Here is a 13,452-nt window from a genome sequence, read left to right as displayed (position 1 = left end):
CGAGGCAGCCCATGCAGCTGATGAAGGCCAAGGCAGTCGCCGCGGCCGCCGCGCTCCTGCTGCTCCCCCTCACCGGATGCGGCAGCGCCGAGGCCGGTAGCGGATCCACGGTCACCGTGACCGTCGGCTACCAGTCCAAGACCATCAACACGGTCACAGCCGGCACCCTCCTCCGTTCGCTCGGCTACTTCGAGAAGCAGCTCAACGCCCTCGGCGACGGCACCACCTACAAGGTGGACTGGCAGGACTACGCCACCGGCGCCCCCATCACCGCGCAGATGACCGCCGGGAAGATCGACATCGGCTCGATGGGCGACTTCCCGCTCCTCATCAACGCCGCCCGCGGCAAGCAGCTCGGCAAGCCCACCCACCTGGTCTCGGTCACCGGCTACAACCTCCGCGGCGGACTCAACACCGTCGTCACCGCACCCGACTCCAAGCTCGCCTCCATCGAGGACCTCAAGGGCAAGAAGGTCTCCACCAGCGTGGGCTCCGCCGCCGACGGCACCCTCGTACGGGCCCTGCAGCGGGCCGGAATCGACCCGAACAAGGGCATCGAGAAGCTCAACCAGCAGCCGGCCGTGGGCGCGTCGGCGCTCTCCGCGGGCAGCGCGGACGCACTCTCGCAGTTCGTCGCCTGGCCCGGTCTGCTCGCCTACCAGGGCAAGGCGAAGGCCCTCTACGACGGCGCCCAGCTGGACCTGCCCACCTTCCACGGTGTCACCGCGCGCGAGGACTTCGCGCAGAAGCGCCCGGCCGTGCTGGAGGCGTTCCTGAAGGCGCAGGCGGAAGCCACCGCCTACCTGAACGACCACCCCGTGGCCGCCGCCGAGAGCGTCGCGAAGGCCACGAGTCTGCCCGCCGAGGTCGTCTACCTCTACAACGGCGCCCACGGCATCTCCACCTTCGACCCGGCCGTCAAGCCCCAGCTCGTCTCCGCCCTCAAAGAGGACGTGTCGATCCTGAAGGCGGCGAAGCTGACCGGGGACGTCGACGTGGACTCCTTCGTCGACGACCAGTACGTGAAGAAGGCGCTCGGCTCGTCGTACGCCGAGCAGCTCGCCGCCGCGCCCGCGCCGGCCGCGAGCGAGGTGTGGCCGAAGGGCGCCGAGGAGACCCTCGCCTTCAAGACGCCCGCCGAGCTGCTGACCTACATCGCGCGGCACAAGGACGGAATCCGCGCCGCCTATGTCCCCGACGCCACCACCGGCACCCTGTGGTTCGCCGACAAGGCGATCTGGGTGGCCGACGGCGCGACCCTGCTGCCGTTCGTCGCCCCCGCGACCGCGCAGGCCTACGTCGACGCCCACGGCGGCGCCCGGGTCGTCACATACGCCGACGCACTGGGGCGGGCGTCGTGATCCGGTATGCGCTCAGGGTGGCCTCGGTGGCGGCCGCTCTCGGCCTGTGGCAGCTCCTGACCAGCCTGAACGTCGACCTGTGGTTGCGCTTCTCGCAGTTCCCCACGGTCGCCGACGTGGCCCGCGCCTTCGCCGACCGCCTGGCCGGCGACGACTACTGGACTGACCTCACCGACAGCCTCACCCGCATCCTCACCGGCTTTTTCCTGGCCGCCGTCCTGGGCGTGGCCACGGGCGTGCTCGTGGCGCGCTCGCGGCTCGCCGAGGACGTGCTCGGACCGATCCTCGAAGTCGTCCGCCCGATCCCCGCGATCGCCCTGGTCCCCGTCGCGATCCTGCTCTTCCCGTCCAACGAACAAGGCATCGTCTTCATCACCTTCACGGCCGCCTTCTTCCCCGTCCTCGTCTCCACCCGGCACGCGGTCCGTGCGCTGGCCCCCGGGTGGGAGGAGGCGGTGCGCACCATGGGCGGCGGCCGGTGGCGGATCCTCGGCTCGGTCGTCCTGCCGGGCGCGCTGCCCGGCATCTTCGGCGGCCTGTCGGTCGGCATCGGCGTGTCGTGGATCTGCGTGATCTCCGCCGAGATGATCTCCGGTCAGTACGGCGTCGGCTACCGCACCTGGCAGGACTACACGGTCGTCGACTACCCGGGCGTGTTCGTCGGCATGGTCACGATCGGCGTGCTCGGCTGGGCCACCTCCACCGCGGTGGAACTGCTCGGCCGCCGCCTGACCCGCTGGCTGCCCCGCACGTCGTACGTCCCCGTAGGCCGGCCCCGGGCGAGGAGCCTCCGGCCGGTCGCTTCGGCGCCGGCCGCCCCCGCCGCCGTCCGCACCGGACCCGAACCCGAGGAGGCGCGCGATGAGCACCTCGTCTGAGACCCGCGAGACCACCGATGAGGCCACCGGTTCGACCACCGACTCGGACATCGCCACAACCGTCGGCGCAGCCGCACGCGGCACGCGGCTCACTCTCCGGGCTGCGACCCTCGGCCGTCCCGACGCCGTCGCCCTGGAGGCCGTCGACCTGGACGTCGCGCCGGGCGAGATCCTCACCGTCGTCGGCCCCTCGGGCTGCGGCAAGTCCACGCTGTTGCGCACACTGGCCGGGCTGCTGCCCCCGCTGGCCGGGGCCGTGGAGCAGGACGGCCGGCCGATCGCCGGGCCGGCGGCGGACCGCGCCCTGGTCTTCCAGGAGGACGCCCTGCTCCCCTGGCGCACCCTGCTGGCCAACGTCGAACTGCCCCTCGCCATCCAGGGCTCGCCGCGCGCGGAGCGCAGAAGGCAGGCCCACGCCTGGCTCGAACGGGTCGGCCTCGCCGACCGCGCCCGGCAGCTGCCGCACCGCGTCTCCGGTGGCCAGCGCCAGCGGGCGCAACTGGCCCGGGCCCTCGCCGCGGGTCCGCGCGCCGTCCTCATGGACGAACCCTTCGGCGCCCTCGACGCCCAGACCCGCGCCGGCATGCAGGACCTGCTGGTGGAGGTGCTGCACGGCACGGGAGCGACCGTCGCCTTCGTCACCCACGACGTGGACGAGGCCCTGTTCCTCGGTGACCGCGTGGCCCTGCTCGGCGCGGGCCGCCTCCTCTCCGTCCGGGACGTGCCCCGCCCGCGCGACCGCACCGCCCGTGACGACCCCGCGCGCGTGGCGCTGCGCCGCGACGTCCTGACCTCACTGAGCATCTGAAAGGCACCCCGGTGGACACCCCCCTGCAGATCCCCGCGCTCGGCGATGCCGAGGAGCTGACCTGCGACGTCCTCGTCATCGGAGGCGGCACTGCCGGCACCATGGCGGCCCTGACCGCCGCCGAGCACGGCGCGGACGTGCTGCTCCTGGAGAAGGCCCACGTCCGCCACTCCGGGGCACTCGCGATGGGCATGGACGGCGTCAACAACGCGGTCATCCCCGGTCGCGCCGAGCCCGACGACTACGTCGCCGAGATCACCCGCGCCAACGACGGCATCGTCGACCAGTCCACCGTCCGCCAGACCGCCACCCGCGGCTTCGCCATGGTGCAGCGCCTGGAGTCGTACGGCGTGAAGTTCGAGAAGGACGAGCACGGCGACTACGCGGTCCGCCAGGTCCACCGCTCCGGTTCGTACGTGCTGCCGATGCCGGAGGGCAAGGACGTCAAGAAGGTCCTGTACCGACAGCTGCGGCGGCGCGAGATGCGGGAGCGGATCCGCATCGAGAACCGGGTGATGCCGGTGCGCGTGCTGACGTCCCCGGAGGACGGGCGCGCCGTGGGAGCGGCCGGCTTCAACACCCGTACGGGGCAGTTCGTCACCGTCCGCGCGGGCGGGGTCATCCTCGCGACCGGTGCCTGCGGCCGCCTCGGCCTGCCCGCCTCCGGCTACCTGTACGGCACGTACGAGAACCCCACCAACGCCGGCGACGGCTACGCCATGGCCTATCACGCGGGCGCCGAGCTGACCGGCATCGAGTGCTTCCAGATCAACCCGCTGATCAAGGACTACAACGGCCCCGCCTGCGCTTATGTCGCCAACCCCTTCGGCGGCTACCAGGTCAACCGGCACGGCGAGCGCTTCGTCGACTCCGACTACTGGTCGGGCCAGATGATGGCCGAGTTCGCGGCGGAGGTCGCGAGCGACCGGGGCCCGGTGTACCTGAAGCTGAGTCACCTCCCCGAGGAGTCGATCTCCGCCCTCGAGTCGATCCTGCACTCCACCGAGCGCCCGACCCGGGGCACCTTCCACTCCGGCCGCGGCCATGACTACCGCACCCACGACATCGAGATGCACATCTCGGAGATCGGCCTGTGCGGCGGCCATTCGGCCTCGGGCGTACGGGTGGACGAGCACGCGCGTACGACCGTCCCTCGACTGTACGCCGCCGGCGATCTGGCCTGCGTCCCGCACAACTACATGATCGGCGCGTTCGTCTTCGGCGATCTCGCCGGTGCGGACGCGGCCCGGTACAAGGCGTACAGCGGTCAACTTCCGGTTGACCAACTGCGCGAGGCGCACGAGCTCGTCTACCGCCCGCTGCGCAACCCGGAGGGCCCGCCGCAGCCCCAGGTCGAGTACAAGCTGCGCCGCTTCGTGAACGACTACGTGGCTCCGCCGAAGTCGGGCGCGCGGTTGTCGTTGGCCCTGGAGGCTTTCGAGCGGATGCGTGACGACATCGCCGAGATGGGGGCCCGCACCCCGCACGAGCTCATGCGCTGCGCCGAGGTCGGCTTCATCCGCGACTGCGCGGAGATGGCCGCGCGCGCCTCCCTGGCCCGTACGGAGTCCCGCTGGGGCCTCTACCACGACCGTCTCGACCACCCGCATCGGGACGACGCCTCCTGGTTCCACCACCTCGATCTGCACAAGTCCCCCTCTGGTGCGATGGAGTTCACGGCCCGACCCGTGGCTCCGTATCTGGTTCCGGTCGACGAGTTCACCCCCGTCGGCGGTCCTTCCCGGCATCTCGGCGAGGTCCGCCCCGAGGACGTGGCCACGGCCGGTTCACGGGATGTGGCACCCGTCGCCGCCGGGGCCGAGACAGCCGCCCCGCAGCCGACGACGGACCACCCCTCTGTGGCTTCGACGCCCGAGCCCGGCGCCGAGCCCGCCCTCGATCAGTCCTCCTCAGGCCTCTCCTCCTCCCGTCTCCTCGAACTCGTCGCGCTCGCCGAGGAGGAGCCCGAACTCGCCGCCCTGCTTCCCTACCTGACCGACCCGGCACCCGCCGTCCGACGCGAGGCCGTCGCCGTCCTCACCGAGACCGTGCCCGTGGGCACCGGCCCCGCCCTCGCCGAGGCACTGCGCGACCCGGCCGCCGAGGTCCGCGCCGCCGCCGCGGCCTCGCTGCGGGAGCTGGTCGAGACCCTGCCCGCGGAACCGGCCCTGCGTGACGGTCTCACCGACGCCCTCGCGGAGTCCGACCCCGTGGTCCGCGCCGCGGCCCTGGACGTGCTGCGCGCGCTGCGTCTCGGTGACGCCGCCCTGTTCGCCGGCTCTCTCTCCGACGCCGACATCGCCGTCCGTATCGAAGCCGTCCGCGCCCTCGTCTCCGTCGACGCCGCCGACGAGCTGGCCCGTGCGGCAACCGCCGACCCGTCCCGCGAGGTCCGCGTCACGATCGCCAAGTCCCTGGCCACGGTGGCGGCCGGCCGCCTGAACGCCTCCGGGCCCGGCGCGCTGTCCGGTTCCGGTGTCGCCCTCGAGCACGACGTCGTTCACACGGCCCTGGTCGGTCTCGTCGGCGACCCCGACGCGCTGGTGCGCGGCGCCGCCTACGCGGCGTTGGGCACCACCGGCTGCCCGGCGCCGCTCGCCGCCCGGGCCGTGACCGCGCTGGCCGACCCGGCCTGGCAGGTGCGTGCAGGCGCCGCGACCGCGCTGTCCGTGGCCCACCCCGACACGGCCGTCCCTGTCCTGGCCAAGACGCTGGCCGACCCGAACGCCGACGTCCGCAAGGCCGCCGTCCTCGCCCTGACCCGCCACCGTGCCTCGCAGACGGCTCGTGCGGCCCTGGCCACGGCGACGACGGACTCGGACGCGGACGTCAGGGCGTATGCGACGCGCGCCCTATGAGAGACGCGGCGAGCCGGGGACGGTGACCGACGACAGGCAGGGGACAGGGACCGGCGGCCGCCCGCGTCCTCTCCCCTTCCTTTTCCTTCCGCAGATCCCCTCGACCTGTCCCGTCCCCTATATCCAGTCCTCGGGCTCCGGCTCCGCGTCCATCTCGGGCCAGTAGTCCGGGTCACTCGGATCCGTCCGGGCCGTCCGGGCATCCCGAGCGGCGCCAGGAGTGGCACCCACCGCCGGCACGGGAGCGGCCGTAGCCGGTGTTCCTCCGGGTGCCCCGCCCAGTGCGGCCAGGACCTCGATCACGCCCTCGCCGTACGTCACCAGCTTCTTCTCGCCGACGCCGCTGATCCCGCCGAGCTGTTGCACCGATGTCGGCCACGCCGTGGCGATCTCCCGGAGCGTCGCGTCGTGGAAGATCACGTACGCCGGGACGCCCTGCTCACGGGCCTGTTCGGCACGCCAGGCGCGCAGTGCCTCGAAGGCGGGCAGCAGTTCCTCGGGCAGCTCGGCCGCGGCGGCCTTGGGCTTGCTCCGCCCGGAGGAGGAAGAGCCCGACGCCTTCGACGTCGCGGGCCTCTTCGGCTCCTTGCGCAGCGGCACGTCCCGCTCGCGGCGCAGCACCGCCCCGCTGTCCTCCGTCAGCACCAGCGTGCCGTACTCCCCCTCGATGGCGAGCAGCCCCTGCGCCAGCAACTGCCGTACGACACCGCGCCATTCGCCTTCGGCGAGATCCTCGCCGATGCCGAACACCGACAGCTGGTCGTGGTCGAACTGGATCACCTTGGCCGTGCGCTTGCCCATCAGGATGTCGACGATCTGCACGGCGCCGAACTTCTGCCCGCGCTCCCGCTGCAGACGCACCACCGTCGACAGCACCTTCTGGGCCGCGACCGTGCCGTCCCAGGTCTCCGGTGGCGTCAGGCAGGTGTCGCAGTTGCCGCAGCCCGCCGGGGCCGGTTCCTGGCCGAAGTAGGCGAGCAGTTGTCCGCGGCGGCACTGGGCGGTCTCGCAGAGCGCCAGCATCGAGTCCAGGTGGGCGCCGGCCCGCCGTCGGAAGGCCTCGTCGCCCTCGCCGGACTGGATCAGCTTGCGCTGCTGTATGACGTCGTTGAGGCCGTAGGCCATCCATGCCGTGGAGGGCAGGCCGTCGCGGCCGCCTCGCCCCGTCTCCTGGTAGTAGCCCTCGATCGACTTGGGCAGGTCGAGGTGGGCCACGAACCGCACGTCCGGCTTGTCGATGCCCATGCCGAAGGCGATCGTCGCGCACACCACCAGGCCGTCCTCCCGCAGGAACCGGGACTGGTGCGCCGCGCGCGTGCCCGCGTCCAGACCCGCGTGGTACGGCACCGCCTCGACGCCGTTCTTGGAGAGGAACTCGGCTGTCTTCTCGACCGAGTTACGCGAGAGGCAGTACACGATGCCCGCGTCGCCCGCGTGTTCCTCGCGCAGAAAGCTCAGCAGCTGCTTCTTGGGGTCGGCCTTGGGCACGATCCGGTACTGGATGTTGGGCCGGTCGAAACTCGCCACGAAGTGGCGGGCCGACGGCATGTTCAGCCGCTGGGTGATCTCCTGGTGCGTCGCGTGGGTGGCCGTCGCCGTGAGCGCGATCCGCGGGACGTCCGGCCAGCGCTCGCCCAGGAGGGACAGGGACAGGTAGTCGGGGCGGAAGTCGTGGCCCCACTGGGACACACAGTGCGCCTCGTCGATCGCGAACACGGCGATCTTGCCGCGTGAGAGGAGGTCCAGGGTGGACTCCAGACGCAGTCGCTCGGGTGCCAGGTACAGCAGGTCCAGCTCGCCGGCGAGGAACTCGGCCTCGACGACCCGCCGCTCGTCGAAATCCTGCGTCGAGTTCATGAACCCGGCGTTCACGCCGAGCGCCCGCAACGCGTCCACCTGGTCCTGCATCAGCGCGATCAGCGGCGAGACGACGATTCCCGTGCCGGGTCTGACCAGGGCGGGGATCTGGTAGCACAGCGACTTGCCGCCGCCGGTCGGCATCAGGACGACCGCGTCCCCACCGGCCACGACGTGCTCGATGACGGCTTCCTGTTCGCCACGGAAGGCGTCGTACCCGAAGACCCGGTGCAGCGCGGCCAGCGCCTCGCTGTCGGTCTGCTCCGGTGTCCCGGTGATCCCTGTCATCTCGCTGATCCCGCCCGTCGCGCCCATCGTCTGGTCCCCCGTACGTCGTCTCTCGACCACTGCCTCCACGATAGGGGTCCGCACTGACACCGCCGGAGTTATCCACAGACCCGATCCAGTGACTCTGCGTGACGGCGGGCGGAAATCCCCGAACTCGATCACCCGTACGACGCCAGTGGGCCCGGCCCCCACCTGGGGAACCGGGCCCACCGCACGCACACCCGCAGGTCAGCGCACGAACACTCCCGCCTGGTTCGCCAGGTCCAGGAAGTACTGCGGCGCCACACCGAGCACCAGCGTGACCGCGACGCCCACGCCGATCGCCGTCATCGTCAGCGGCGACGGAACGGCGACGGTCGGGCCCTCGGGCCGCGGCTCGCTGAAGAACATCAGCACGATCACCCGGATGTAGAAGAACGCCGCGATCGCCGAGGAGATCACACCGACCACGACCAGCGGTGCCGCACCGCCCTCCGCCGCTGCCTTGAACACGGCGAACTTTCCGGCGAATCCGCTGGTCAGCGGGATACCCGCGAAGGCGAGCAGGAACACCGCGAACACGGCAGCCACCAGCGGCGAGCGTCGGCCGAGCCCCGCCCACTTCGACAGGTGCGTCGCCTCGCCGCCGGCGTCGCGCACGAGGGTGACCACCGCGAACGCTCCGATCGTCACGAACGAGTACGCGGCCAGGTAGAAGAGGACGGACGAGACGCCGTCCGGGGTGGTCGCGATGACACCCGCGAGGATGAATCCGGCGTGCGCGATGGACGAGTACGCCAGCAGGCGCTTGATGTCGGTCTGCGTGATCGCGACGATCGCGCCGCCGAGCATGGTGACGATCGCGACGCCCCACATGACCGGCCGCCAGTCCCAGCGCAGTCCGGGCAGGACGACGTAGAGCAGACGCAGCAGCGCGCCGAACGCGGCCACCTTGGTCGCCGCCGCCATGAAGCCGGTGACCGGGGTCGGTGCGCCCTGGTAGACGTCGGGCGTCCACATGTGGAACGGCACCGCGCCCACCTTGAACAGCAGTCCCATGACGATCATCGCCGCGCCGACGAGGAGCAACGCGTCGTTGCCCATGGTGTCGGCGAGCGCCGGGTTCACGTTCTGGACGGTGCCGTCGACGACCTGCGCGATGGTGCCGTAGGACACCGACCCCGCGTACCCGTACAGCAGTGCGATACCGAAGAGGGTGAACGCGGAGGCGAACGCGCCGAGGAGGAAGTACTTGACCGCGGCCTCCTGCGACATGAGCCGCTTGCGGCGGGCCAGTGCGCACAGGAGGTACAGCGGCAGCGAGAAGACTTCCAGGGCGATGAAGAGGGTCAGCAGGTCGTTGGCCGAGGGGAAGACCAGCATTCCGGCGACCGCGAACAGCAGCAGCGGGAAGACCTCGGTGGTGGTGAAACCAGCCTTGACCGCGGCCTTTTCGCTGTCGCTTCCCGGCACGGACGCCGCCTGGGCGGCGAAGGAGTCGACCCGGTTGCCGTGTACCTCGGGGTCGAGCCGCCGTTCGGCGAAGGTGAACAGGCCGACCATGGCTGCCAGCAGGATCGTGCCCTGCAGGAAGAGGGCCGGTCCGTCGACCGCGATCGCGCCCATGGCCGCGATGCGTGCCTTCGTGGTGCCGTACCCGCTCTCGGCCAGCGCGACCACCGCGGCGAACGCGGCGGCCAGCGCCACGACGGAAACGAACAGCTGTGCGTAATAACGGTGCTTGCGCGGCACGAACGCCTCGACCAGCACTCCGATGATCGCCGCGCCCACGACGATCAAGGTGGGCGACAATTGCCCGTATTCGATCTTCGGCGAGTCGATCTTCGAAATCGGGTCGGTCGCGGCTGCCGCCGTTGTCCACAGGCTGTGGACGGCTGATGCGCTCACTTGGCCGCCTCCACCTCGGGCTGGGGGTCCTTCTTCTGGACGTCGGACAGGGTCTGCTTGACCGCCGGGTTCACGATGTCCGTGACGGGCTTCGGGTAGACGCCCAGGAAGATCAGCAGCGCGATCAGCGGGGCGACGACGACGAGCTCACGCACGCGTAGGTCCGGCATCGCGGAGACCTCGGACTTCACCGGACCCGTCATCGTCCGCTGGTAGAGGACGAGCGTGTACAGCGCGGCAAGGACGATGCCGAAGGTGGCGATGATGCCGATCGCCGGGTAGCGCTCGAACGTGCCGACCAGGACGAGGAACTCGCTCACGAAGGGGGCGAGTCCCGGCAGCGACAGCGTCGCCAGGCCGCCGATCAGGAAGGTGCCGGCGAGAACCGGGGCGACCTTCTGCACACCGCCGTAGTCGGCGATGAGCCGCGAGCCGCGCCGCGAGATCAGGAAGCCGGCGACCAGCATCAGGGCGGCTGTAGAGATGCCGTGGTTGACCATGTAGAGCGTCGCGCCGGACTGGCCCTGGCTGGTCATCGCGAAGATGCCCAGGATGATGAACCCGAAGTGCGAGATCGACGCGTACGCGACCAGCCGCTTGATGTCCCGCTGCCCCACGGCGAGCAGCGCCCCGTAGATGATGCTGATCACCGCGAGGACGAGGATGACGGGCGTCGCCCACTTGCTGGCCTCCGGGAAGAGCTGGAGGCAGAAGCGGAGCATCGCGAAGGTGCCCACCTTGTCGACGACCGCCGTGATGAGGACGGCGACGGGGGCGGTGGCCTCGCCCATGGCGTTGGGCAGCCAGGTGTGCAGCGGCCACAGCGGCGCCTTCACCGCGAAGGCGAAGAAGAAGCCGAGGAACAGCCAGCGTTCGGTGTTCGTCGCCATGTCGAGCGTTCCGTTGGCACGGGCCTCGGCGATCTCCGCGAGCGAGAAGTTCCCGGCGACCACATAGAGGCCGATCACCGCGGCCAGCATGATCAGACCGCCGACCAGGTTGTACAGGAGGAACTTCACGGCCGCGTACGACCGTTGGGTGGACGCCGTCTCCTCGCCGTGCTCGTGGGCCCGGTCCCCGAAGCCGCCGATGAGGAAGTACATCGGGATGAGCATGGCTTCGAAGAAGATGTAGAAGAGGAAGACGTCGGTCGCCTCGAAGGAGATGATCACCATCGCCTCGACGGCCAGGATCAGGGCGAAGAAGCCCTGTGTCGGCCGCCAGCGCCCCGCAGCGAAGCTGCTGAGAGATGCGTCGCCCGTCTCCAGCGGGTCGGCGTCGTGCCAGCCCGCGAGGATGATGAACGGGATCAGCAGCGCGGTCAGTGCGACGAGCGCGACCCCGATGCCGTCCACGCCCAGCTCGTATCTGACCCCGAAGTCCGCGATCCAGGAGTGGGATTCGGTGAGCTGGTAGCGGGCGCCGTCCGGGTCGAACCGGACCAGGACGACGATCGCCAGGACGAGCGTCGCGAGGGAGAAGAGCAGCGCCAGCGCTTTGGCGGCGTTGCGCCGGGCGGCCGGGACGGCGGCCGTGGCGACCGCCCCGATCGCCGGGAGCGCCGCCGTCGCTGTCAGCAGAGGAAAGGACATCGGTATCAGACCGCCCTCATCAGCAGGGTCGCGGCGATGAGGACCGCCGCACCGCCGAACATCGAGACCGCGTACGACCGCGCGAAGCCGTTCTGCAGCAGGCGCAGTCGCCCGGAGAGGCCGCCGACCGAGGCCGCCGTGCCGTTGACGACGCCGTCGACCAGGGTGTGGTCGACGTAGACCAGGGAGCGCGTGAGGTGCTCGCCGCCGCGGACCAGCACGACGTGGTTGAAGTCGTCCTGGAGCAGGTCGCGCCGGGCGGCCCGGGTGAGCAGCGACCCGCGCGGGGCGACGACCGGGATGGGGCTGCGGCCGTACTGGGCGTAGGCGATGGCCACGCCGATCACCAGGACCACCATCGTGGAGAGGGTGACGGTGAGGGCGCTGACCGGGGAGTCGCCGTGGGAGTGCCCGGTGACCGGCTCGAGCCAGTGCAGGAAGCGGTCGCCGATGCTGAAGAACCCACCGGCGAAGACCGATCCGAACGCCAGCACGATCATCGGGATCGTCATGGACTTCGGGGACTCGTGCGGGTGCGGCTCATGGCCGTCCGCGTCGGGCTGCCAGCGCTTCTCGCCGAAGAACGTCATCAGCATCACGCGCGTCATGTAGTACGCGGTGATGGCCGCGCCGAGCAGGGCGCATCCGCCGAGGATCCAGCCCTCGGTGCCGCCCTTGGCGAACGCCGCCTCGATGATCTTGTCCTTGGAGAAGAAGCCGGACAGTCCCGGGAAGCCGATGATGGCGAGGTAGCCGAGGCCGAAGGTGACGAAGGTGATCGGCATGTACTTCCTGAGGCCGCCGTACTTGCGCATGTCGACCTCGTCGTTCATGCCGTGCATGACCGAGCCGGCGCCGAGGAACAGCCCGGCCTTGAAGAAGCCGTGCGTCACCAGGTGCATGATCGCGAAGACGTAGCCGATGGGGCCAAGGCCCGCGGCCAGCACCATGTAGCCGATCTGCGACATGGTCGAGCCGGCCAGCGCCTTCTTGATGTCGTCCTTCGCGCAACCGACGATCGCACCGAAGAGGAGCGTGACGGCGCCGACGACGGTGACGACCAGCTGCGCGTCGGGGGCGCCGTTGAAGATGGCCGCCGAGCGGACGATCAGGTACACGCCGGCGGTCACCATCGTGGCCGCGTGGATGAGGGCCGAGACCGGGGTCGGGCCCTCCATCGCGTCCCCGAGCCAGGACTGCAGCGGCACCTGGGCGGACTTGCCGCAGGCCGCGAGCAGCAGCATCAGGGCGATGGCGGTCAGCCGGCCCTCGCTCGCGTCACCGGCGATGCCGGGCTCTCCTTCCGCCCCGAGCAGCGGGCCGAAGGCGAACGTCCCGAAGGTGGTGAACATCAGCATGATGGCGATCGACAGGCCCATGTCACCGACACGGTTGACCAGGAAGGCCTTCTTCGCGGCGGTGGCGGCGCTGGGCTTGTGCTGCCAGAAGCCGATGAGCAGGTAGGACGCGAGGCCGACGCCCTCCCAGCCGACGTACAGCAGCAGGTAGTTGTCGGCGAGGACGAGGATCAGCATCGCCGCGAGGAACAGGTTCAGGTAGCCGAAGAAGCGGCGGCGCCGCTCGTCGTGCTCCATGTACCCGATCGAGTACAGGTGGATCAGCGAGCCGACGCCCGTGATCAGCAGCACGAACGTCATCGACAGCTGGTCGAGGCGGAACGCGACGTCCGCCTGGAAGCTCTCGACCGGAATCCAGCTGAACAGGTGCTGTGTCAGCGTCCGGTGTTCGGCGTCCTTGCTCAGCAGGTCACCGAAGAGGACGACACCGAGCACGAAGGAGACGGTCGACAGGAGCGTGCCGATCCAGTGGCCGACGGCGTCGAGCCGACGGCCGCCGACCAGGAGGACGGCCGCTCCGAGCAGGGGCGCCGCGATGAGCAGCGCGATCAGGTTCTCCACGTTT

The 13,452-nt window shown here is 70.5% G+C and carries 8 protein-coding genes; 4 read left to right on the top strand and 4 right to left on the bottom strand.

Going from position 1 to position 13,452, the window contains the following annotated elements; translation table 11 throughout:
- Positions 1 to 20 precede the first annotated feature (20 nt).
- From ABZ725_RS00720 to ABZ725_RS00705, 4 genes are read left to right on the top strand one after another with little or no spacing between them, the layout of a single operon-like run.
- Positions 21 to 1,361, top strand: coding sequence for an ABC transporter substrate-binding protein (locus tag ABZ725_RS00720; RefSeq protein WP_358800713.1), 1,341 nt, complete (start codon positions 21 to 23; stop codon positions 1,359 to 1,361).
- Entirely contained in the window at positions 1,358 to 2,239 is an 882-nt protein-coding gene (locus tag ABZ725_RS00715; protein ID WP_358800712.1) for an ABC transporter permease, read from the top strand. Before ABZ725_RS00720 ends, ABZ725_RS00715 begins: the two co-directional genes overlap by 4 nt.
- The gene (locus tag ABZ725_RS00710; protein ID WP_358800711.1) at positions 2,223 to 3,047 is read left to right on the top strand and encodes an ATP-binding cassette domain-containing protein; all 825 of its coding nucleotides are present in this window, start codon (positions 2,223 to 2,225) and stop codon (positions 3,045 to 3,047) included. The genes ABZ725_RS00715 and ABZ725_RS00710 overlap by 17 nt, the downstream gene beginning before the upstream one ends.
- Before the next feature lie 56 nt (positions 3,048 to 3,103).
- Positions 3,104 to 5,905: a fumarate reductase/succinate dehydrogenase flavoprotein subunit gene (locus ABZ725_RS00705; RefSeq protein ID WP_358801344.1), complete on the top strand. Its 2,802-nt coding sequence runs from the start codon at positions 3,104 to 3,106 to the stop codon at positions 5,903 to 5,905.
- Positions 5,906 to 6,022: 117 nt separating this feature from the next.
- On the opposite strand, the gene recQ is transcribed toward ABZ725_RS00705, so the two are convergent.
- The 4 genes from recQ to nuoL form a co-directional block, all read right to left on the bottom strand.
- On the bottom strand, positions 6,023 to 8,077 hold the full coding sequence (gene recQ / locus ABZ725_RS00700) for a DNA helicase RecQ (protein WP_358801343.1): 2,055 nt from the start codon (positions 8,075 to 8,077) through the stop codon (positions 6,023 to 6,025).
- A gap of 201 nt (positions 8,078 to 8,278) precedes the next feature.
- Complete coding sequence (gene nuoN / locus ABZ725_RS00695) at positions 8,279 to 9,937, bottom strand: NADH-quinone oxidoreductase subunit NuoN (RefSeq protein ID WP_358800710.1); 1,659 nt, start codon at positions 9,935 to 9,937, stop codon at positions 8,279 to 8,281.
- On the bottom strand, positions 9,934 to 11,529 hold the full coding sequence (locus tag ABZ725_RS00690; protein WP_358800709.1) for an NADH-quinone oxidoreductase subunit M: 1,596 nt from the start codon (positions 11,527 to 11,529) through the stop codon (positions 9,934 to 9,936). Before ABZ725_RS00690 ends, nuoN begins: the two co-directional genes overlap by 4 nt.
- A 5-nt stretch (positions 11,530 to 11,534) precedes the next feature.
- Complete coding sequence (gene nuoL / locus ABZ725_RS00685; protein ID WP_358800708.1) at positions 11,535 to 13,448, bottom strand: NADH-quinone oxidoreductase subunit L; 1,914 nt, start codon at positions 13,446 to 13,448, stop codon at positions 11,535 to 11,537.
- Positions 13,449 to 13,452 lie beyond the last annotated feature (4 nt).

This window comes from Streptomyces sp. NPDC006872 (assembly GCF_040635845.1).
Taxonomy (GTDB): domain Bacteria; phylum Actinomycetota; class Actinomycetes; order Streptomycetales; family Streptomycetaceae; genus Streptomyces.
Note: the sequence above shows the minus strand (reverse complement) of the source record. Positions and strands in the feature narration are given on the sequence as shown.